This is a genomic window from Planctomicrobium mucosum (assembly GCF_051466335.1).
Classification (GTDB): domain Bacteria; phylum Planctomycetota; class Planctomycetia; order Planctomycetales; family Planctomycetaceae; genus Planctomicrobium.
Genome location: NZ_CP195793.1, coordinates 3,652,066 through 3,673,146 on the forward strand (window position 1 = coordinate 3,652,066; position 21,081 = coordinate 3,673,146).

Here is a 21,081-nt window from a genome sequence, read left to right on the forward strand (position 1 = left end):
AACAAACGCTCAAATTCATCGATTCAATACCCGTGCTACTCCCTGCTCTTCTGGTCAATCGATGTCGAAGCTCAAGGTACTTCAAGACTGCGGTGGCTGTGGTGCCTGTTGCAGGACCGTGAGCGCTCCTCCTTACCGAATCGATCACGAGTACAACGAACTGGCGATTCGCAACGTGCCACAAGAATTGGTCGATGAAATTCTCCCGGCATGGGAAATTCGTCTTCGAGTCTCTGACAGCCCATGTCCGTGGTTCGATGAGTCGACTTTGCGTTGCAGCCATTACGAGATTCGCCCGACCGCCTGTCGGGACTTCGAGCTGAACAGCCCGAGTTGTTATGCCGTGCGACTTGAGTACCAGATTGATCCGGGCTGTCACTCTGAAACATGAGCACACCAGGGGGAAGGGATGCGATGCACCAAGAGTCTTTGTCGCAATTCGTCATTCTTCCCTGAGAGTCTCTGTCAGTGGCGATCGAAAGATCATCTGATACTCGAACTGACCAAGTACTGAATTCCGAACGGTTTCTCTCTTTGTAAAATCCGGTAAACTACCACTGAGAGCTACAAGAGCCTTATTTTCATCAACTTCGAAAGTCATTCATGAGCTACGACGTCTATGGAATCGGAAACGCCTTGGTCGATATTCAAGCACACGTTTCCGATGAGACTTTGGCCTCCCTTGGTTACTCGAAAGGGATCATGACGCTCGTCGAGGATGGTGCTCAGGAACAAGTCCTTTCTCATATCGATGGCCACCAGGTCACCCGCTGCGCCGGGGGATCAGCCGCGAATACCATTATGGGAATCGCTGAGTTCGGAGGAAAGGCTGCCTACGCCGGTAAAGTCGGTAACGATCTCATCGGGGAGTTCTTTCTGGGTGACCTGAGGAACAGCGGTGTCAGCATCGAAGTGCAACCCGCCGCTGGTCAATCCGGGACATGCGTCATTCTGATTACCGATGACGCACAGCGGACCATGCTGACCAACCTCGCTGTTTCCTCAACGTTACTGCCAGAGGACGTTGACGAAGAAGCCATCAAAAACTCGAAGTACGTTTACGTCGAAGGTTACCTGTTTACAGGAGACCCGAATCGGGAGTCAGCACTTCGCGCAATCCAACTCGCCAAGAAGAACGGAATCAAAGTCGCCTTCACCGTTTCAGATCCGTTTTTGATTCAGTACCACAAAGACGACTTCTGGAACTTGATCAAAGGTCCCGTTGACCTGCTGTTCTGCAATCTCGAAGAAGCCCGTGCACTGACCGGACTTCACGACGCAGAAGCATGCGCCAAAGAGATTCACAAACACGCTGAAAACGTCGCTCTCACATTGGGAGAAGAGGGTTCCCTGCTCATGCACGAAGGGGAATCGATCTACATTCCGGGCATCCCTGTCAAAGCCATCGACACGACGGGTGCAGGAGACATGTACGCGGCAGGAATTCTCTATGGAATCACGAATGGACTCACTTGGGAGCAGTCTGGCCGACTGGCATCCCATGCAGCGTCCCGAGTCGTCAGTCAACTCGGAGCCCGCCTGAAGCAGCCATTTACGCTGGAAGAAATCAAGGCGATCGTGGAGTAACTCTCCAAAGTCGACTTCCTCGTGAAGAAGAATTGAACCCCAAAAAAGCCCGCAACCTGATGATCGGATGCGGGCTTTTTTCGATTTCAGCGACAGCTGTTTCCGCTACTCAGAGACGGAAACGTCAGAGGCAGCGTCAGGCTGAAACACCCAAGCTGACTCTCCGTCAAATAAGAATTCTCTCTGATTGGGATCGAACCGATCTCCGGGACGACGGAACTTCTGAACGATCACCTTTCGCCAGGTATGTTCATCACCATCTTCACCTCGCACTTCAAACTCATTCGTGAAACCACCGAGGATCACTTTGAAGAAACGGGTGTCTGGATTCACTCCGCGCCAAGTCGCCGCCCCATAGATCCAAGGTTGCTGTTCAGCCTTTGGATCGACCTCAGCCGGAAGATCCTGAACGACCTGAACGGAAGTCAACAGTGGAGCCCGCTCGATCGTCCGGATTTCACGCATTGCTGACGCGATGATCTCATCTTGCAGGATCTGATTTGGAATTTCGGTTTTCGGATCGCTGTAGGTGATCAGTGTGAATTCCGGAATGAATTGTCGCGGCCCGGGAAGGGAATCCAGCTTGTTCACAGCCTGCGTCGGGTCAACTTCGCGATTGTCGACCTTGCGAACGATTGATCTCCACGCGAGGTACCAGATCTGCTCTTTGCTCGTTTCCCCGGTATTCGGGTCAACGCGATCCACAAAGACCATACGCATCGGCTTGAACTGGACTTCCATCATCCAGATGTCGGATTGCCGGGCAAGTTCCACCGTCGGAACGAAAGCAGGCACGACCTTGTCGAACCCTCGTGTGATCTGCGCGTCCGCTGTGGAAGCATACCCCAGCGAGGCTGCCAACATGGAAAGGCCGCAGAATTGCGGTAGCAGCACATGAGAACGCAATCGGGATAGTTTGAACGAAAGCACGAGTGGATCCTTTTGTGGTTGCATTCGATCGAGAGCAATCCCCATTCAGGTTGCCCCGTTCTGCCACACAGCCAGTGATATCCTGCCTATTGTAACATTTCCCGCCCTATCACGGGCAAGTGAGCTCGTCTCTTGCCGCGACAGTCCAGAATTTGTCGCTTCTTAACGACAGGGCCTCCCCGAAACAGGAAAACACTGTTCCCTAATCATTATCATGGTTTCGAATCCCGACACCATCCGCGATGAGTGAAGTCACCCGCCCGAGCAGTTTCATAGCAATTATTGTGAAGACTGCCGGTTAAGCTGGTTATAGTACTCAATTTTGAGCCAATCCAAACCGGCTGGACGGCCCTGCCGACTCTGGAAATTCCTGTCCAGCGCTCAAGAACCGCTTGGGAACTCAGTGAAATTTTAGCGAATTTCCGGTTCTGACGTTTTCTGATGAGATGTCTTCCACAAGGCTGCTGCCTTTTGTAACTGATCCCGAAACATGTTTCGAAGTTCCGATTCCGTCGGAATATGGCCAGCGCGGACTTCGGTGAAATACCAGTTCCAGACCATCCCACCAGCGAACGTATAGGCAAAAGCTGCAGCGGCATTCGCAGCCATCCCCACCCAGGGGATGAATTTCAGTCCCTCACGGATTGCCATTCGCATTGCGATTCTTCCACCGATCCCCCCGGTGACGTGGGCAATCGTCTTCGCATCGAGTTTCTGATTGTGAATCTTGGCGAGCTTGTAAGCGAGATGAGATTGCAGTCCGATGACCACAGGAATATCGACCCAGGGAACTGGAATGGCCCCGGCAGTCGCTGCCAGCGTGCTGGTCCCCAAAATGACAGGCATGGACCGCTTCCAGATGTTGTCTTTGAGCGGACCTGACAGTTCCTCGAGCTGAATGAAGGTCTGACGGTACGCAGCAGGCAACGATTCCATAATCGCCAGTTTCAGGCGTTCTCCCCCAAAATTTGGCTCGTGAAATCCTTCCTCCACAGGTGTCAAATCGATTGGAACGGCTCGATCGAACAACCCTTTAAACCGCTCGTATTGCAACGAAATGGATCGTCGCAATCCGTCATTCAGTTCAGCGGGGAGTGGAAACGGACCGGCACCAAACGTGTCAACTTCTGGATGCTGTGCTCCGGGGTAAGCTTCATGCAGCGTCGTCAGAGCCAGAACGATCGGACGATGAGGCGATTCCTTTCGAATCTGACGCAGCGACGTGACGAGTTCCGCAACCGCATGGTCCATGGCCCGGACGACCACAATCATCAAGTGTGCTTCCTGCCCGAACTTCTCGAGATCGTCTTGGGGATCGTAAGCAACTTCCCCCAACCCACGGGTATCCAAAAATCGCATGACGGGCTCAGATTCCGTCGGGAAGTCGTACAGCGACGAAAATTGCGTCTGCGGTCGAAATCCAGTCCCGATTTCGACGCTTTCTACCCCCGTGAGGTAGCGAACGATGGAGGATTTCCCACTTCCCGTCTTTCCAAACAGCCAGATCAACGGAACGGGGGTCTGTTTGAGAAGTTCTTCGGTTCTGAGATTCTGCTCGTCCTGCGAAACGGGACGTTTTTCGAACCAGTCTCTGAATGAATTCCACATAGATTCGCTTTTAATCCGGAAAGGAACTCAGAGACTTTCGACGATGCCGTTTCGTGTTATCTACCGAGTGTCACAGTCAGACGAATTGATCATTGATGATACTGCAATTCTAGTCACCGCAGGTGAACAGAATAGTGACGCTACATGCCACAGAGTTATAAATCGACCAGTTGCTGCCGCCAGAATTGCAGCAAATTTCTCGCAGCGGCGTCATCAGAGAATTTTTCCAGCACCGCAGTCCTGGCATTGCGTCCGAGTGTCGCCGCCCGATCCGGGTCCTGAAGCAGATTCAGAATGCCGGAGGAAAGGAGTTCGGGATTGCCCGGTGGAACCAAAACCGCGTTGTCGCCGTTCGTGAAGATCTCCTGAGTTCCTCCCACGTTCGTTGCAACGACGGATACTCCTGAAAATGCTGCTTCAAGGAGCACTCGACCGAGCGGTTCCTGCCGTGCGGGGTGCACAAGAATGTCGACTTCATTCAAAAGCTCGTGAATATCATCGCGAAACGGTAAGCGATGGAGCCGGTGCCTGATCCCAACCTGCTGGAATGTCTGCTCAATATTCGCTTCGAAGTCGATGCTTTCCTGCTTCGTCGAGTGCCGTTCGCCGATGATCACAAAATGCAGATCTGGCAATTTGTCCTTCAGAAGGACTGCTGCCTCGGCAAGGTCATTCTGTCCTTTTCGCAAACAGATTTGCCCCACAGTGGCTGCGAGTTTCGTTGTCTCCGAAAGACCAAGCTCTATCAACAAACGGCCAGTCCGACTCCGCGGCTGAAACCGAGATGCATCGATCCCGTTGTAAATTCGAACAACTCGATCCGAAGCGATCCCCTGCTTTATCAGATTCTTCCGAGTCGCGTCCGAAACAGCCACAAGTTGTAGCTTTTGAAGACTCTTCACTGCATTCGGAGCGATGTTCATGATGTCGCGCACATGACCTGTCACCGTGCAAGCGAGTTGATCAGAAATGGTTCCGAGTTTCCGCGCCATCGTCAGGCTATTGGCATGGAGTATCTGAATTCCGGTCTGAGCGATCACATGTTGCAACCAGGATGTCAGCCGCTCTCGCTGCGCGTCGCTTCCAGTTTGAAGCGAATTCTCCGGCCAGTTGAAACAAGGGATTTTGCGAGACTTGAGTTCCATTTCCAGTGGTGATTCAGCGGGGCAAATTGCGACGGGTGAAATGCCGTTCCCGATGAGACGGTCGAGCACGAGAAGCATCGATCGCTCGCCACCATTGATAGATCCATATTCGAAAGCCACTCCCAGTGGAATGACGGAGCTTTCCTTCTCGAACGGCACAGATTCCCCTGCTGTTTCAGATCCGCAAAACCGACCCGATTATGTTTTCACTGAAGAGACCAAATTCAAATTGACCGCACACATTACTAACGAACGCTATGGTTCCAGCCAACACCCTTGCCAATCTCTTCCTGACCGTTCCAAACGAACCCGGATGTTCCCACTTCGATTGATGAACAGGAGATCCATCGCGGTCACCTCACAACTGATGACAGCGAAATTTGCTCGCCCGGTCTCAGTTTCTTCCATCGTCGGAACGCGTCCCTGCAATTCAGCAGGGAGGTTCACAGATGGAGTAGCTGATCGCGAGCCGGGCGGAACGACCCCGAGGTACCCTAAACGGTTGGTCACGTTTGCCCGAAGCCAGTGTTCATCCGCAGTCGCATCGTCAACATGCAATGTGGCCCCCCCTTCCAACGAGAGTTGAACGCGGGATGTGGTGTCGTAAAACAGCCAGCTCACGCTCGGGTTGAACCGGATCTGATCCACCTTCGGTGAACGGACATCCGTATAGGCATCGATTCGACAGGATGCTCGCGCGACTTCACGTAAGACAACGATCCGTTGTATCGGACGATTCTCGAAAACGGTGCCCAAAATCGGCAATCGCCAACCGTGAGTCAACTCTTGCGTTGCCCTCTCCAACTCCAGCCAGACCGCTTCTTCAATTTGATCGAACTGAGCGGTGGATGGATTCAGCTGAAAGAGAGGAAGACTCATGTCATCTCGTCGCGAAAACAGTGGTCAATGATGAGGCAACCCAAAAAGTCTTCGTTGCCAATTGTTTGAGCGGGCGATCCAGCGCATGGAATCGGCAATCGAAGTTCCGATCTCTTGCATGCTCATCCAGCGTGAGTGCCAGAAGCGGGATCTCTCGTCGAGACTCAACGCTTTTTCATGACAGCTTCGACTTCGGCAAGTTGTTCCTGCGTATTGATCCCGAGAGCCTCTTCGATATCAAGTGTGCAGGCAGCCAGAACCGGCTCTCCTTGTCGACTCAAAATTTCAGGACAGTCCGTCAGATAGTACTCGCCTTGAGCATTTTCAGGACGCACCTGATCGAGAGCTTTGAACAACGAAACGGAATCAAACGCAAAGCAACCGGTATTGATCTCCGTGATCAGTTGCTCTTCAGGGGTCGCATCACGTTGTTCCACGATCCGCAGGAACTTTCCATCTTGGTCGCGGACGATCCTGCCCAATCCAAAGTTGTTCTCCGTCGTTGCGGTCCCCACCACACAGGCAGCGTTCGCAGCCAGACGTTCCTGAAGTAACCGAGCCAACGAACTCCCTTTGAGGAGCGGAGTATCACCCGCCAGAATCAACACCTGACCATCGAATCCCGCGAGTTGGTCACGACAGGACATCACCGCGTGCCCGGTCCCCAGCTGCTCTGTCTGCAATGCAAACTCGACGTCGGGATGGTTCCGCATTGCCTGTCTAACAACGTCGGCCTTGTGCCCCACAACGAGGATCAGCCGCGTCGCTCCTGCTTCCCGGGCGGCGTCGAGAACGTATTCCACAATCGGACGTCCACAAACTTCGTGCAACACCTTGGGGGTCTCGGATTGCATGCGCTTGCTTTTGCCGGCAGCAAGAATAATGGCCACTGTTTCGGGCATCGTGCTTCTCAGTCGTTGTGGGTACGATTTTTTCCAAGACGGAATTCAAAACGAACCCGTCATTTATTCTGGTCGGCGATGTTTCGCATTCCCCGGCTTGCGAGGCTTCTTGTGCTTCGCGAGGGTCGCATTTCTCTTGCTGGAGTTTGCTTTCTTTCGCTTGGTCGTCAGCTTGTGTGTGACCTCCCCTTGCTTCGCTTCATCTTCGCCTTCGGCTTTTCCGCGGAAGTACACCTTGATCGGGACTTCCTTAAATGGAAGCTCTTCACGAAGGCGTTTCACGAGGTAGCGTTTCCAGTTCTTCTCGAAGAGTTCTGGATCATTGCACTTGAGGACGATCACCGGTGGCTCGGTCGATACCTGAGTCGCAAAGTAAATCTTCCCTCGCTTGTTCGATTTATAGCGAGGAGCGTTTTCAGTACAGGCCTGTTCAATAATTCGATTCAGCTGCCCTGTTGAGACTCGCTCACGAGACTGCTTGTAGATCGACTGACAGAGATTGATCAGCTGCTTGATATTGCGGCTGTCTTTCGCCGTGATGAACGCCACGGGGACGTGGCTGAGACTTCCGAACGTTTTCAGGAGGTAGTCGGACCACTTCTCGCTGGTCATCCCACCATCGAGCCCCAGGTCCCACTTGTTGACGACGAAGATACAGGCTTTGTTTCGCTCAAGGATTTCATCGACGAGTTTTTTGTCGACTTTAGAAATCTGCTGAGTCGCATCGAAGAACATCAGCACAACATCTGCGCGACGGATACTCTTCTGAGCACGAACGAGACCATAGTATTCGATGTCATTGGCCAAGCTTTTTCGCTTGCGAACCCCAGGGGTATCAATCGCGACGAACGATTTGTCATCGAGGTCGAATCGAATGTCGACGCTGTCTCGGGTCGTGCCCGCGATCTCGCTGACGATCATGCGTTCAGTTTCAGCCAGCGCGTTGATGAAGGTACTTTTGCCAACATTTCTCCGGCCGACAATCGCCAACTTCAATTCTGGTTCGGTCTGCTTTCTCTCACCAGACTCGCTCTCGTCTGCTTCCGCTGGAGGGAGCAATTCGACAAGCTGATCCATGAGTTCCTTGCGATGCCGGTTCCCTTTGACGCTGGTCTGAATCATGGGACCATCAGCGATCCCTTCAAACTCATGCATCTCCAGGTCTGTTTTGACTGAGTCGCACTTGTTCACGACAACCAGCTTGGGAACCTGCACTTTCCGCAAGCGTTCCGAAACCACGCGGTCGAGAGGAGTCAGACCAGTTCGACCGTCGACGACAAACAAAATCATGTCTGCTTCTTCGATCGCGAAGTTGATCTGCTTTTCGATGTCTTCAGAGAGATCGTCCGAGTCGACGATGCCGATCCCGCCGGTATCAATGAGATCGAAATACCGATCATTATGATGCATCAGGTATTCGACCCGGTCGCGAGTGACCCCCGCTGTTGGATCAACAACGGAGACAAGCTTTCCCGCCTGCCAGTTCATAATGGAACTCTTGCCGACATTGGGACGACCGACAATGGCAACCTTTGGGATAGGCATGGACAACTGCTACTTCTACTGCTTGCAATCCGGTGTCAGTACAAAGCCAGTCTCTCGATAGAGCCTGACCCTCTTCGCCCGGACAGCGATAATCAAAAGCGACTGAACGCGCACGTGGAAAACCTGAAGATTCTACTGAAATTCACGCTCAATCGCGAACGCTCCCCTGCGAAAGAACTCTCGTCATCGGATTTCTGCCCGAAATGAGAAATTCAGTCACCAGACAGTTCCCGCAATTCGCCTAAAACTTCAACGATCTCCGGTAGACGTTCATAATCTCGCGAGGCGTCTGCAGCATTGGCGAATTCGAGAGCCGAAGAACCCGTGACCGAGCCTTCATGATCCGCACAGATTCCGGGTCGTCTCCGCCCGGTTTGTCGATGCCAGGGATGGGCGGTCGAGTAAAACTGACCACTTCATCAAAATCGTCGAAATTATGGATATATGCGCCGACCGCGCCGGCACTCCCCGCTGTGACTTTTCCAGTGGAAGTCCCAGAAGGGACTGTCCCTAACTGATTTCTACCGACCGCACTCGTGCTTGTTCCGCCGAGCTTCGCTTCTCCGCGATCGGGTACTGCGACTTCTGATTGAATGCCCAAAGCTCCAGCAACTGGCTGCTGAACGACAGCATTCCCTTGAGCGAACACAACCCCCTGAATAGCGAGCCACGCTGGCACAAGAAACAACCGCCCCATGGTAATCCCCCCCGTTTGCCCCGATTCCATACTATCGAAAGTATTTCACATCTTTTCCGGAAACCATCGAAATTCAAAAAAACGAGAGAAGATCGCGACAACCAAAGAGTTCCCATTTTTCACATACTGATTTGTCAATAATCCGAAGACGGGTATACTGAGATAAGAAACAACGAAAGGAGGGAGCCATTACGAACGAAAATTCAGATCGCGAATTTCTTGCGACCCTCCATCGCCACGAACCGGCAACGGTACAGGAACTCTGCCATTTCATTGGAGTTACAGCCAATGCAGTACGACAGAAACTTGTACGACTTCAGACTGAAGGGATGATCTCGAGACAGGTCTCGCGGCAAGATCGTGGACGCCCTTACCACACATATGCGATTACAGAGGCTGGCCTCAAAGCCCTCGGTAGTGACTCCGGAGAGATGGCATCTGTGCTTTGGCGGGAGATCATGCGAATTGATTCTCCCGACGTTAGGAAAAAGGTGCTGACGGGCGTAAAAGATGCCCTCGTTCAGCGATTCGGCTCCCGAATGACGAACGGCGCACTCCCGGAGCGGCTCAAGGAACTTTGTTCCAACCTGACCCAACTCGGCTTCGACGTCGACATGGAGACAGAGCCCGGAGGCGACGGCCAACTTGGTGGGCAGCTGGCTGTCCTGCGAGAGCACAATTGCCCGTATCACGATATCGTGGAAGAAGATCCGTCATTTTGTCATTTCGAAACATCGATCTTTTCTGAGATCCTACAAGCACCAGTCGAACTGACGACTTGTCGACTCGAGGGGCATCGCTGCTGCGAGTTTCAGATTGGAGTGGAAGCGAACTGAACTCACGAACGGCGAAGAGCCGCGCAGTTCACTCAGAATTGAGAGTCCCTACGAAGTTTGTTGTACTCGGAGCTCAGTTCTCTTAGTAATGGGAATCAACAAGTGAAAAGACAAAACAGAGGAGATTTTCGGGAATGACATGGGTTGAGGGACGTTTCGAAGAGAATGTGATTACCACAACATTGGAACAAGCGATGAACTGGGCGCAGCAGTCCAGCATCTGGCCAATGACCTTCGGAATTGCCTGTTGTGCAATTGAAATGATGGCTGTCGGGGGGAGTCGTTTCGACCTCGAGCGGTTCGGTGCTGGAGCATTCCGGGCAACCCCGCGTCAGGCAGACCTCATGATTGTTGCAGGTACCGTCACCTACAAAATGGCATCTCGAGTTCGCCGACTCTGGGAACAAATGCCCGATCCGAAATATGTGATTGCAATGGGAGCATGCACTGTCGGTGGAGGCCCTTATTTCAAACATGGATACCATGTCGTAAAAGGGGTGGATTTGGTTGTTCCGGTTGATGTTTACATCCCCGGATGCCCCCCCCGACCAGAAGCACTGCTCGAAGGAATCATGCGGATTCAGGATAAGATCCGTGCCCGAAAGCTGACCAAAGGTTCAAAGGAAATTTTGCCCGTCCCACATCACTCCGGCTACGTGAAAGATCCTGAAATCGTACTGGCCTAAGAACCAGAATACAGGACCTCCGGAGAATCGTGGCTCTGGGCTGTTGGAAGTGAATTTGCATGATTCGTGGAGAATGAACGGGGCTTCGCCAACATCAGGAGAAGTCTCGGAGTTCGACACCACGAGTCGTTTTAACAAAGAAAATTGTCGCAATGAGTCTGCTGAAGATTGAAAACCTGCACGTGAAGGTTGGTGAGAGCGAAATCCTCAAAGGGGTGAACCTCGAGATTCGTCAGGGCGAAATTCACGCATTGATGGGACCAAACGGTTCAGGAAAAAGCACGCTGGCCTACACGCTCGTCGGACATCCGAAGTACGAGATCACCGAAGGCTCAATCACAATCGACGGCAAAGATTTGATTGAGCTGGACCCCAGCGAGCGTGCTCGCCTCGGGATGTTCCTGGCCTTTCAGTACCCTGTCACGATTCCGGGTGTGAAGGTCGCCGACTTCCTGCGTCACGCGATTTCCAACGTCCGTAACCCGGAGCGCAAAGAAGGCGAAGACCTCATTTCAATGCGAGAGTTCCGCACCGAACTCCGCAAGACGATGCAGGAACTCAATATTGATGCCGAATTCGCCCGTCGTTACCTGAACGAAGGCTTCTCCGGCGGTGAAAAGAAGCGAATGGAAATTCTTCAGCTGGCCATGTTGAAGCCAAAATTTGCGATTCTCGATGAAACAGATTCCGGGCTCGACAGCGATGCTGTTCGTGTTGTGAGCGAGAGTTTGCAGAAGCTCTCCGGCCCACACATGGGAATCTTGATCATCACTCACCACGAACGACTCCTCGAATTCAACGTTCCACAGCACACCCACGTGATGCTGGCTGGACGTATTGTCGAATCCGGAGACGCGAGCCTCGCACATGAACTCCACGAACGCGGCTACGCAGGTGTCCGCGAACGACATCCTCAGGCTGCCGCCGAGGAAACAGAAACAGAGAAAAAGGAAGCTGCAGCAGCGGGTGCATAAGTGCATTCGCCATCAGTCTGTCGCATCGTAAAAGAAGCAACAGACGTCACGTCGCTCGTTTTACATTCGAATTCCTTCAGCAATCCCGACCTTCCATCGGAGAGAGCACACTCAAATGTCCAGCACTGAAGTTTTGAATACGGAAAAGGCAGTCAGTCCTGTTGGCGACTACCAGTACGGATTTCATGACCCAATTGATAAGTACTCTTTCATCTCCCGAAAGGGACTTGACCGAAATATCGTTGCTCAGATTTCAGAGATGAAAGACGAACCTGCCTGGATGCGGGACTTTCGACTGAAGTCATTCGACATTTTCGAATCGAAGCCCATGCCCAATTGGGGGGGCGACATGTCCGGAATCGACTTCCAGGACATTTACTACTACGTGAAAGCCAGCGATAAGCAGGAAAAGTCCTGGGAAGAAGTTCCTGAAGACATCCGTAACACGTACGAACGTCTGGGGATTCCCGCTGCTGAACGTCAATACCTTGCCGGTGTGAAAGCTCAGTACGAGTCTGAAGTGGTTTACGGATCTCTACAGCAAGACCTGACTGATCAAGGCGTGCTGTTCACTGATACGGACTCTGCGCTGAAGTTGCACCCGGAAATCTTCCGCGAGCACTTCGGAACAATCATTCCTCCGAACGACAACAAGTTCGCAGCACTGAATTCCGCAGTCTGGTCAGGTGGTTCGTTTATTTACGTTCCGCCCGGAGTTCACATCGAATTCCCGCTTCAGGCGTACTTCCGTATCAACACCCAGAATATGGGACAGTTCGAACGAACGCTGATTATCGTCGACGAGGGAGCAAGTGTTCATTACGTCGAAGGCTGTACTGCTCCAACTTACAGCAGCGATTCGTTGCACTCCGCAGTCGTTGAAATCGTCGTGAAGAAGAAGGGTCGTTGTCGTTACACCACCATTCAGAACTGGTCAAACAACGTCTACAACCTCGTTACAAAACGAGCAATGGCGTACGGCGACTCGCTGATGGAATGGATCGACGGTAACCTCGGTTCAAAACTGACGATGAAGTACCCTGCCATCTACCTGATGGAACCGGGTGCACGCGGTGAAACCCTTTCCATCGCGTTCGCTGGAGACGGTCAGCATCAGGATGCTGGTGCAAAGATGGTTCACTGCGCTCCCAATACCAGTAGTCGAATCATTTCCAAGTCCCTCAGTAAATCGGGTGGACGTTCCAGCTATCGCGGTCTGGTGAAAATCCAGAAGGGTGCAACCGGTTGCAAGAGCAACGTGGTTTGCGACGCCCTGATTCTCGATCCGGAAAGCCGCAGCGACACTTATCCATACATCGAAGTGGAAGAAGAAAATGTCGCGATGGAGCACGAAGCTTCCGTCTCGAAGATTGCAGAAGAGCAACTGCTGTACTTGATGAGCCGCGGCCTGACCGAAGCAGAAGCAAGTGCCATGATCGTCACAGGCTTCATCGAACCGCTCGTGAAAGAGTTGCCGATGGAGTACGCAGTTGAGTTGAATCGCCTGATTGAACTCCAGATGGAAGGAAGTGTTGGCTAACGACACTCTCCCTGCTTGATATTTACATCCGGTGATGTCCTGAATTGGTGTCACCGGATGTTTTTTCGTTGATGTCAAGTCAAATTGATTTGATGAAAATTAGGCGAAATACTTATCAAGAACTCGCGCTTGAGATGAATCACAAAGAGTGATACGGTGTAGATTGATTGGCAGCATGTGGTTTTCCAGCATTCCGCGTTGCCCCATTTTCTTCATCTATGGGGACGCAATTCGCCCTTCGGCGATGTTTGAATTCATTGCATTATCGAGTTGCTGCAGCTGATAGATTGAACAAGGAGTAGTAGATGGCGTCATCACGTGCACCAGCCGTGGCTGAAATTCTCTGGGAACTCAAGCGATCTGATAAAGTCGCGAAGTACGGCGTCATTGCTCAGCGGGCAGGATTCAGTGCAGGCGCGAACGGCCGCGCGATGCAGACTTGTTTGACAACAATTCTGCGAGAGTGGCCACACCTGCAAGCATGGCGAGCCATTCGCGATGACAACACTGTCGAAACAAAGAGCGATCAAGCTCGTGAACTCGCTGAGTGGGGAGCAAGCCTTGCTCCCGGCAGCGAAGCGGGTCGTTCCAACGTCACAATCGACGCCGAACGTCTGATGGTTTGGCCCCAAGCGAGCGCGACCTCAGCCGCTGCATCGGCAGTCGAGGTGGATGACGAAGAAATCGAAGAGGAACTCGTCGATAGCGACGAGGAAGAGGACGATGAAGAAGAGTCGCAAGATGCCGACGAAGATGATTCAGACGAAGATTAATCTCTCTCCGTTCTGACTCGCGAGTTCGCCTCGTTGAGGCTTACAGTGAGATTGCTTTGCGGTGACATCACGATGCACTCGAAAGTGAATGACTTTCGACTCCGATGTCCCGCAAAGCTGTCAGCTCGCCTGAGGAACACTCATCAACCACCATTGATCGAATTAAAGTTCTACCATCCTCCAGCGTCTCAGCTGTGAGCCTTCGCCGTGGTGGCCATCGCCCACTGGTGATCGCGGCGCTTCCTCAACTCTCTTTCAGTGAAGTCTGGCCGGACTTCACCGGGAAAATCGGTTGCCCGAAGCACTTCAGTGTTCGGATTGGCATGCGAATCCCGAAAATTCCCTTCGAGGACGGCGGAACACTGGATGTTGGAACCGTTTTCGTCAATCATGCAACTCTCAGGAAACACCACATCACTGCTCCCTGGCGGAACGACGCCTGTGAACATTTGTCCAATTAAAATTGGGCGATCGGCATCACAGATTCAGTGGAGCAAACACAGCAAATTTTCAGTTGCTCAACGGGGATGATCAGGTTCGATGGCAAAGGATTTTCTACTCGGAGTGAAGGACCGCTATGACGTCATCGTCATCGGCTCCGGTCTGGCTGGTCTGACGGGTGCGAATGTCATGGCGAAGCAGGGATACTCAGTCCTGCTCCTCGAACATCACTATCAGCTGGGAGGTATGGCGACCTGGTTTAAGCGAAAAGGGGGACACATCTTTGATATCTCCCTACACGGCTTCCCGGTTGGAATGATCAAGAGCTGTCGAAAATACTGGACTCCGGAGATCGCTGAGAGCATTATTCCGCTGACGGGAATTCGCTTTGAGAATCCTCAGTTTTCATTGCGAACGACCTTCACACGCGAAGACTTCACAAACATCATCACCGAGAAGTTCAAGGTTCCACAGGAAACCGTCGACGAGTTTTTCAAGACCGCGCGACAGATGAACTTTTACGATGACCAGTCCACAACTACTCGTCAGCTTTTCGAACGATTTTTCCCCGGCCGCAGCGACGTTGTTCGCCTGCTGATGGAACCAATTACCTATGCCAATGGATCGACTCTTGAAGATCCAGCGATCACATACGGCATCGTGTTCAGCAACTTCATGACCAAAGGGGTGTACACCTTCCAGGGTGGTACCGACGCACTGGTCAGCAAGATGAAAGCTGAGCTTGAGAAAAACGGTGTCGATATTCGAATCCGTTCGCTCGTTGAAAAAATTGAACTCGATCAGAATCGTCAGGTGAAGGCGGTTCACGTCAACGGCAAGCGGATCGAGTGCGGAGTCGTTCTGTCTAACTCCAATATCAAGTCCACACTGTTAGAACTTGTCGGCGAAGAACATCTTGATCCGGAGTACGTCGAAGAAGCGAAAGCGGTCCGCCTCAACAACTCCAGCTGCCAGGTTTACATCGGCTTGAAGACGGGCGAAGGCTTCGACAATTGCGGTGACCTGCTCTTCCATTCTGAGCATGAAGGTTTCGACATTAATGCGATGCTGTCAATGAATGTCAGCAGTCGTACCTTTTCATTCTATTACCCTGAGACCCGTCCCGGTTCAAACCGCTGGCTGATCGTCTCGTCGACGAACGCCAACTATAAGGACTGGGCAGAACTCTCCCCGGAAGACTACGAGCGAGAAAAGCAGAAACTGAGCGAGAGCACGATCGAGTGTCTCGAGAAGTACATCCCAGACGTCCGAAGCAAAATCGAATGGCTGGAAGCATCGACGCCACGGACATTCGAGCGGTATACGCGTCATCTCCAAGGCGCCAGCTTCGGCACAAAGTTCGAAGGGCTCAAGGTCTCCCAGGAGATGCCAGAGCACATTCCGGGACTGTATCACGCTGGGTCCGTCGGAATCATCATGTCTGGATGGCTCGGAGCGGTGAACTACGGGGTCATCGTGGCGAATGAGATGGACAAGTACCTGACTCCCAAGTCGTCTGTCATCTGACCGACGCTTGGATTTAATTCGTGAAATTCTTTGGGCTGCTCGTTACAGAAAGCTGTGATCGGCGGCCCATCTTCATTCATATTCGATGGGATCGCAGGACCAATCTCGACATGGTCCCGAGAAGAGTTATGATCCTTCTCTGCTCCCGAGTATGAGAGTTGCAATTTCACCGATGCATAATTCCGGACGATTCACATCCGATTCTCAGACGTTCCGAAGTGTCGGTCCATTTCGACATATCGCGGAGTCCCTGGTGTTGCTCGCGATCGGCGTGGTGATGTTCCGCGGCTTGGCACTGGAAGGCTTTCTAATTTCAACCGGGTCAATGGCCCCGACGTTGTTAGGGTTCCACCACGGAGTCGTCTGCCCGGAATGCTCGTTCGAGTTCGCTCGCGGTACTCAGGTCGATGAACTCGCGGATCAGATTGAAACGGCTTGGGTGAATTTCGACCGGAATTCACGACCTGAAGAAGATGCCCGTTGCCCGAATTGCGGTTTCAGCGGAATCCGGATGAATGATCTTCCCAAAACGGAAGGCGACCAGCTGCTCGTGCACAAGCATGCTTATGACTTTCGCAATCCCCGTCGCTGGGAAGTGGTCGTATTCCGAAACCCTGGCGACTCCACACAAGCTTATGTGAAACGTGTCGTCGGGCTTCCTGATGAGTCGATCGAAATCTCTCAAGGGGACATCTATATCGACGGGAAGCTCGCGAGAAAGCCCTTTCACGTTCAAAACGCGATCAAAATTCCCATATCGGAATATGCTGCTCACATTCCGTCCAATGATCCCGATTCACGCGCCACTTGGGTTTTGCTGAATGAAAATTCGCCGTGGAACTTGGAAGCAGATTCACTGACCTACACAGCTCCGGTCGAACCTGGAGTTCAGAACATTTCGTGGGTGGGATACCGCCATTGGGTCCGGAGCGGTGGATCACACGTAACGAGCGTTCCTCTTGAGAAATGGCCCGGGCATCTTCATCCACTCGATGTCGCCTCGGAACCACTCGTTTATCGCGGCAAGCAGCTGCAAACGACCGGGACGTTTTCCGATCTGGAACGCCGAAAGTGGATCTCCAGATCCGATGACCCCCAGTTCCAGCAAGCGTTTCAGAACCTCTGGGAGCAGTCGCACCTTGCTCCGATCGTCGACGAGTACGGGTACAACTCAATCAACCTGTCGAGCCAGCCAGTCGATGAATTCTTTTGCTCAATGACACTTTCCGATGTCCGGGGAAATGGCCGATTTGAAATTGAACTTTCAAATGGTGTAAATGTCTTCACTGTGATCATCAAGAAGCCTGAGCAGACCGTTGAGCTGCTGAAAAATGGTGACCCGATCGCTGTTCGCAGCACTCAGTTCAGTGACTCCCTCTTCCACGCTCCTGTAAAAATCGACTTCTCTTTGATCGACCATCAGGCGATTCTTGCTTTCAACAACAAAGAAGTCTTCGCCCCCTTTGAGTTTGAGCCTGCCAAGACAGTCTCAAAAATGAAACGGCCAGTGAGATTCGGCGCAGCGGGAATGTCGTGTCGGGTCCGTGAACTCTGTCTCTACAGGGACATCACTTACACCTCTCCTCCGAATCATCCCAAACCGCGATATCAAATGGGACAGAATGAGTATTTTGTGCTCGGCGACAATAGCCCGGTCTCAGTAGATAGCCGAGTCTGGAACGACCCTGCTGTCCCGCGTTCTGCATTCATCGGGAAACCGCTGATTGTCCACCTTCCTTCACGTTCCCAACCGATGAACTGGCAAGGGAAATCCCGCTTCCTGAGGCTTCCGGACTTCTCGAAGGTACGGTTCATTCACTGAAGTTGTCCTTCGTTGAACCGCGATTGAATCTCATACCCCCCTGTTAATTCATGGAACATCAGTGAGAGTGCCAAAACAGCGAACCGAATCTCGTTCATCTCCGAGTGGTCGACTCTTGGGCGGAATGTTCACTTTTCTGATCGCGTTGATCGGTCTCACCGTACTGTTGGTAGCCATTAACCCATTCGACGTCACGACAGCGGCAGGACAGCTTTTTGTTGTCGCATTTGCACTTCCCTGCTCGATCTGGATTGCTTGGCAGCCCAAATAAAAAACTCCGGAGTCGAATCCCCCTTGGGAAAATTCGGCGTTCCGGAGCAAATCTCGATCTTTGTCTTTCGTCAGATTCCGCTACTCACAAAGGCAAACTGACCGTTTTCGACAATCGTCGTAATGTCTTCTGATTCGATGAGACGAGCCACTTCAGAGGCATGTTCGATCGGAATCATGAACAGGTCTGAAACTGTTTGCGATTCCAGTTTGCTGAGTAAACAGACATTCGCCCAGTCCGTTGCAAATGCGATCCGAATGGCTGCCTGTGCGTCCGGCGGATTCGCTTTCTGGATCAGCTTGATTGCATCTTTCGGCTCGCGGACTGACTTGAGGATCTCCAACCCCGCCCCAGGCGCTTCGCTCAATTCAGACAGAATAACGATGCGACCATTGCGTTCAACCAACCGACGACCAATGTTGGCCGCAGCGGCGATCTGATCCCAACTCTGACCACCGGCGTCATGCTGAACCGAGACAATGACCATTTCAGCGCGTTCGCTCGAACGGACGTACCACTTCTTCCTGAGCGATTTTCTGACTTGCCGCAATACGCTGTCCGTCTGTCCGACGATCACTTCGTTCGCCTCACCGCCCGGACCGGGAATCACGCTGATCGAGAGCTGAACACCAATCAGCCAGCCAATTTCATCGACGATCTGGCGCAGCGGACGCGTATCTTCAGGGCCAAGCTCTTCATGTCCCTGCCCTTGAACCTTCTGAAGTGTTTCAACATCGGACAGTCCCGGATACAGGCTGCTGCAGGTGCCACGAACTCCCAGCACAGAGTCGTACATCGCAGGTCCAATCGTCACGACGACGTCCGCATCGGTCACAGCCCGGGCGAGATAAACGCGTTCATTTCCTGCGGTGGAGGCGAGGTAGGAACATGTCCCTTCCGCAGTGGGATCGTGTTTCTCCAGTGCGATTTTGCTCTGAATCTCTTCTGGCAAAAGCGAACGCGGATCGTGACCTTCCACCTTGCGCCATGTCGCAGGTTGCAAAATTTTGACATCACCTGGCTGCACGTTCGCCGTAGATAATCTTTTCCAGAGTTCAGCGAAGATGAGCTCTACAGAAGGAGTGTCGCGTTCGATGACCACGACGACTTGATCACCGGGAACGAACGTTGTCTCTACCTCAGGGAAGTCGAGGGCTTGATCGAACGCCTGAGAAATCGCGGATGCAGTGCTGCAATTTGCAGGGGGAGACGCATGATGCAACATCAACTGGCGTTCCGGAATGTCCAGTTCCACCTGCCCTGTTCGCCCGTACTTCATACGCAGTGAAATCACATCATCCGACATGCTGTGCAAATGTCCTGTTTCTTGAAAGTTTTCGCCAGATCGACGTGGATCAAATCACTGAATATCAATGTGACAATGACTGTTGGTTCCCATTATGATAGGGAATGCGAGAGCAAGCCACCTCGCTGATGTTGAATTCCTTGTTCGAGGTTCGCCACAACTGGATCTGATTGTTTATATTAGGAAAAGATCAGATTCACATTGACACTCCAAGACACTTCGATTGAATCCCTTGCCGAATACAAGCAGTGATGATGACCTGATGATCCGCCTGCAATCAGGCGATGAAACGGCGTTTCAGACGCTTGTTGATCGTTTTCAGGCAATGTTGATCGGCTTTTTCATGCGAAATACTCGGGACATTCAGCTCTCGGAAGATCTTGCGCAGGAAACACTCCTCAAGGTATACAATCAACATTGGGATTACATTCCATCGGGCCGCTTCCGTGGGTGGATGTTTCGTATTGGACGAAACCTCCTGATTGACGATTTGCGGCGTCGTTCGAATGATGCGTTGGTCAGAACCGTCCGACAGAAAACAAATGAGGAAGAGGTCGATGCCATCAACCGTATGGCCGAAGAATTCGTACCTCCAGAAACACAAATCGAACAGCAGGAATTTGCAGCTTTAATTGATGAACTTCTCGCAGAAATTCCGGATGATCAACGCCAGACCTTTATTTTGCACCATTATTCGGACCTGAGCTTGCCAGAAGTTGCCGAAATTACGGAAGTCTCTCCCGCAACAGCAAAGAGTCGGCTTCGTCTAGCGAGAGAAAAGCTGGCTCAAAAATTGCGAGCACGGGGAATTGAACCCTCAGACACGTCAAGTACCCTGAATATTTAAGAATCTAACAATCAGCGTGATCCATCAGGGATCAAATTTCGTATTCACAGAACTGATTATTTCGAGGCTCGAGACTCACGAACGGACCGACACGGTTCCGTGAGGCCCACAATCGCCGGGTAGACTGGCACCTGGCAGTTGCCTCTCGGATTAGGATCATCGCACATGGCTTACTTCAGTCGATTAACAGACATCGTCACCTGCAACCTGACTTCCCTGCTCGCCCGCAATGAAAATAGCGCGGGATGCCTGGAGGAGATCATCAAGGAAATGCGGGAAGGCGTTACCGGTGCCCAGCGATGTGTCAACACCGCGACAGCGAATGTAGCCCGGATTCAGTCCGAGATTGATGAGCAAAAAGCGACTGTCGCCGACTGGTTCAATCAGGCCAAGGATGCGCTGCAGGGAAACAATGAAAGTCGCGCGAGACAAGCACTCGAACGAAAGCACGAAGTTGAGGACTTGATTGCAGGTCTTGAACAGCAACTTCAGGCAGCCATTGCAACACGCGAACACCTGTCGACGATGCTCTGCGCCTTGCAGGCTCGGCTCGCGGATGCAGTCCGTAGGCTTGAGGAGATGCAATCAGGCGTCAAAGAAGTTCTGGCTGGCAGCAAACCGGTACCAACCACCTCCGCACTGCACGAAGGCTCAAACAAAAGTCGCGTCGATTCGGACCTCGAAGCGCTCCGCTCGGCGCTCTCTGGCGGCCAGTAGAATACGCCTGCCGCTTGGGCTCGGAAACGCTTGGAGTTCAGCACTGCA

General features: G+C 52.3%; 21 protein-coding genes. 13 read left to right on the plus strand and 8 right to left on the minus strand.

The features are described 5' to 3' along the window. Positions 1-61: 61 nt before the first annotated feature. Both SH668x_RS14490 and SH668x_RS14495 read left to right on the plus strand, forming a co-directional pair. Entirely contained in the window at positions 62-391 is a 330-nt protein-coding gene (locus SH668x_RS14490; protein ID WP_437185780.1) for a YkgJ family cysteine cluster protein, read from the plus strand. 212 nt (positions 392-603) lie between these two features. Then, entirely contained in the window at positions 604-1,587 is a 984-nt protein-coding gene (locus SH668x_RS14495) for an adenosine kinase (RefSeq protein ID WP_437185781.1), read from the plus strand. A 105-nt stretch (positions 1,588-1,692) separates the two neighbouring features. Here the strand turns inward: SH668x_RS14495 and SH668x_RS14500 are convergent, their stop codons facing one another. The 7 genes from SH668x_RS14500 to SH668x_RS14530 all read right to left on the minus strand — a co-directional run bounded on the left by SH668x_RS14500 (position 1,693) and on the right by SH668x_RS14530 (position 9,293). Continuing rightward, positions 1,693-2,517, minus strand: coding sequence for a hypothetical protein (locus SH668x_RS14500; protein WP_437185782.1), 825 nt, complete (start codon positions 2,515-2,517; stop codon positions 1,693-1,695). A gap of 411 nt (positions 2,518-2,928) precedes the next feature. Beyond that, complete coding sequence (locus SH668x_RS14505) at positions 2,929-4,125, minus strand: GTPase family protein (protein WP_437185783.1); 1,197 nt, start codon at positions 4,123-4,125, stop codon at positions 2,929-2,931. Between the two features lie 155 nt (positions 4,126-4,280). After that, complete coding sequence (locus SH668x_RS14510) at positions 4,281-5,429, minus strand: glycosyltransferase family 4 protein (RefSeq protein WP_437185784.1); 1,149 nt, start codon at positions 5,427-5,429, stop codon at positions 4,281-4,283. A 96-nt stretch (positions 5,430-5,525) separates the two neighbouring features. Further along, entirely contained in the window at positions 5,526-6,149 is a 624-nt protein-coding gene (locus SH668x_RS14515) for a hypothetical protein (RefSeq protein WP_437185785.1), read from the minus strand. A 164-nt stretch (positions 6,150-6,313) separates the two neighbouring features. Further along, a complete protein-coding gene (locus SH668x_RS14520; protein WP_437185786.1) occupies positions 6,314-7,051 on the minus strand; it encodes an NTP transferase domain-containing protein in 738 nt (245 codons plus the stop codon). A 63-nt stretch (positions 7,052-7,114) separates the two neighbouring features. Beyond that, the gene (gene der / locus SH668x_RS14525) at positions 7,115-8,596 is read right to left on the minus strand and encodes a ribosome biogenesis GTPase Der (protein ID WP_437185787.1); all 1,482 of its coding nucleotides are present in this window, start codon (positions 8,594-8,596) and stop codon (positions 7,115-7,117) included. 241 nt (positions 8,597-8,837) lie between these two features. Next, a complete protein-coding gene (locus SH668x_RS14530; RefSeq protein ID WP_437185788.1) occupies positions 8,838-9,293 on the minus strand; it encodes a hypothetical protein in 456 nt (151 codons plus the stop codon). Between the two features lie 329 nt (positions 9,294-9,622). Between SH668x_RS14530 and SH668x_RS14535 the strand changes: the two genes are divergently transcribed. From SH668x_RS14535 to SH668x_RS14575, 9 genes are all read left to right on the plus strand, one after another. Beyond that, positions 9,623-10,129: a helix-turn-helix transcriptional regulator gene (locus SH668x_RS14535; protein WP_437185789.1), complete on the plus strand. Its 507-nt coding sequence runs from the start codon at positions 9,623-9,625 to the stop codon at positions 10,127-10,129. Positions 10,130-10,263: 134 nt separating this feature from the next. After that, positions 10,264-10,815: an NADH-quinone oxidoreductase subunit B gene (locus tag SH668x_RS14540; RefSeq protein WP_437185790.1), complete on the plus strand. Its 552-nt coding sequence runs from the start codon at positions 10,264-10,266 to the stop codon at positions 10,813-10,815. Between the two features lie 152 nt (positions 10,816-10,967). Beyond that, positions 10,968-11,789: a Fe-S cluster assembly ATPase SufC gene (sufC, locus tag SH668x_RS14545; RefSeq protein WP_437185791.1), complete on the plus strand. Its 822-nt coding sequence runs from the start codon at positions 10,968-10,970 to the stop codon at positions 11,787-11,789. A 115-nt stretch (positions 11,790-11,904) separates the two neighbouring features. Beyond that, positions 11,905-13,329: a Fe-S cluster assembly protein SufB gene (gene sufB / locus SH668x_RS14550; protein WP_437185792.1), complete on the plus strand. Its 1,425-nt coding sequence runs from the start codon at positions 11,905-11,907 to the stop codon at positions 13,327-13,329. Positions 13,330-13,634: 305 nt separating this feature from the next. Next, complete coding sequence (locus SH668x_RS14555; RefSeq protein WP_437185793.1) at positions 13,635-14,102, plus strand: hypothetical protein; 468 nt, start codon at positions 13,635-13,637, stop codon at positions 14,100-14,102. Between the two features lie 104 nt (positions 14,103-14,206). Next, positions 14,207-14,563 carry a hypothetical protein gene (locus SH668x_RS14560; protein WP_437185794.1) on the plus strand — a complete coding sequence of 119 codons (357 nt, stop codon included), beginning with the start codon at positions 14,207-14,209 and terminating at the stop codon, positions 14,561-14,563. Positions 14,564-14,642: 79 nt separating this feature from the next. Continuing rightward, positions 14,643-16,070 (plus strand): phytoene desaturase family protein, encoded by a 1,428-nt coding sequence (locus tag SH668x_RS14565; protein WP_437185795.1) that lies wholly within the window; start codon positions 14,643-14,645, stop codon positions 16,068-16,070. A 172-nt stretch (positions 16,071-16,242) separates the two neighbouring features. After that, on the plus strand, positions 16,243-17,892 hold the full coding sequence (gene lepB / locus SH668x_RS14570) for a signal peptidase I (RefSeq protein WP_437185796.1): 1,650 nt from the start codon (positions 16,243-16,245) through the stop codon (positions 17,890-17,892). A gap of 61 nt (positions 17,893-17,953) precedes the next feature. Next, complete coding sequence (locus tag SH668x_RS14575) at positions 17,954-18,163, plus strand: hypothetical protein (protein WP_437185797.1); 210 nt, start codon at positions 17,954-17,956, stop codon at positions 18,161-18,163. A gap of 70 nt (positions 18,164-18,233) precedes the next feature. Here SH668x_RS14575 and SH668x_RS14580 read toward each other — a convergent pair whose 3' ends face one another. Further along, positions 18,234-19,469 (minus strand): lactate racemase domain-containing protein, encoded by a 1,236-nt coding sequence (locus SH668x_RS14580; RefSeq protein WP_437185798.1) that lies wholly within the window; start codon positions 19,467-19,469, stop codon positions 18,234-18,236. A 262-nt stretch (positions 19,470-19,731) separates the two neighbouring features. On the opposite strand from SH668x_RS14580, the gene SH668x_RS14585 reads away from it, so the two are divergent. Beyond that, positions 19,732-20,316, plus strand: coding sequence for an RNA polymerase sigma factor (locus SH668x_RS14585; protein WP_437185799.1), 585 nt, complete (start codon positions 19,732-19,734; stop codon positions 20,314-20,316). Between the two features lie 165 nt (positions 20,317-20,481). After that, positions 20,482-21,033 carry a PspA/IM30 family protein gene (locus SH668x_RS14590; RefSeq protein ID WP_437185800.1) on the plus strand — a complete coding sequence of 184 codons (552 nt, stop codon included), beginning with the start codon at positions 20,482-20,484 and terminating at the stop codon, positions 21,031-21,033. The last annotated feature ends 48 nt before the right edge of the window (positions 21,034-21,081 follow it).

Excerpts from the sequence above, each read along its gene's own strand:
- SH668x_RS14490 (WP_437185780.1), top strand. The coding sequence starts at position 62 with ATGTCGAAGCTCAAGGTACTTCAAGACTGCGGTGGCTGTGGTGCCTGT.
- SH668x_RS14495 (WP_437185781.1), top strand. The coding sequence starts at position 604 with ATGAGCTACGACGTCTATGGAATCGGAAACGCCTTGGTCGATATTCAA.
- SH668x_RS14505 (WP_437185783.1), bottom strand. The coding sequence starts at position 4,125 with ATGTGGAATTCATTCAGAGACTGGTTCGAAAAACGTCCCGTTTCGCAG.
- SH668x_RS14515 (WP_437185785.1), bottom strand. The coding sequence starts at position 6,149 with ATGAGTCTTCCTCTCTTTCAGCTGAATCCATCCACCGCTCAGTTCGAT.
- SH668x_RS14520 (WP_437185786.1), bottom strand. The coding sequence starts at position 7,051 with ATGCCCGAAACAGTGGCCATTATTCTTGCTGCCGGCAAAAGCAAGCGC.
- der (WP_437185787.1), bottom strand. The coding sequence starts at position 8,596 with ATGCCTATCCCAAAGGTTGCCATTGTCGGTCGTCCCAATGTCGGCAAG.
- SH668x_RS14530 (WP_437185788.1), bottom strand. The coding sequence starts at position 9,293 with ATGGGGCGGTTGTTTCTTGTGCCAGCGTGGCTCGCTATTCAGGGGGTT.
- SH668x_RS14535 (WP_437185789.1), top strand. The coding sequence starts at position 9,623 with ATGATCTCGAGACAGGTCTCGCGGCAAGATCGTGGACGCCCTTACCAC.
- SH668x_RS14540 (WP_437185790.1), top strand. The coding sequence starts at position 10,264 with ATGACATGGGTTGAGGGACGTTTCGAAGAGAATGTGATTACCACAACA.
- sufC (WP_437185791.1), top strand. The coding sequence starts at position 10,968 with ATGAGTCTGCTGAAGATTGAAAACCTGCACGTGAAGGTTGGTGAGAGC.
- sufB (WP_437185792.1), top strand. The coding sequence starts at position 11,905 with ATGTCCAGCACTGAAGTTTTGAATACGGAAAAGGCAGTCAGTCCTGTT.
- SH668x_RS14555 (WP_437185793.1), top strand. The coding sequence starts at position 13,635 with ATGGCGTCATCACGTGCACCAGCCGTGGCTGAAATTCTCTGGGAACTC.
- SH668x_RS14560 (WP_437185794.1), top strand. The coding sequence starts at position 14,207 with ATGTCCCGCAAAGCTGTCAGCTCGCCTGAGGAACACTCATCAACCACC.
- SH668x_RS14565 (WP_437185795.1), top strand. The coding sequence starts at position 14,643 with ATGGCAAAGGATTTTCTACTCGGAGTGAAGGACCGCTATGACGTCATC.
- lepB (WP_437185796.1), top strand. The coding sequence starts at position 16,243 with ATGCATAATTCCGGACGATTCACATCCGATTCTCAGACGTTCCGAAGT.
- SH668x_RS14580 (WP_437185798.1), bottom strand. The coding sequence starts at position 19,469 with ATGTCGGATGATGTGATTTCACTGCGTATGAAGTACGGGCGAACAGGG.
- SH668x_RS14585 (WP_437185799.1), top strand. The coding sequence starts at position 19,732 with ATGATCCGCCTGCAATCAGGCGATGAAACGGCGTTTCAGACGCTTGTT.
- SH668x_RS14590 (WP_437185800.1), top strand. The coding sequence starts at position 20,482 with ATGGCTTACTTCAGTCGATTAACAGACATCGTCACCTGCAACCTGACT.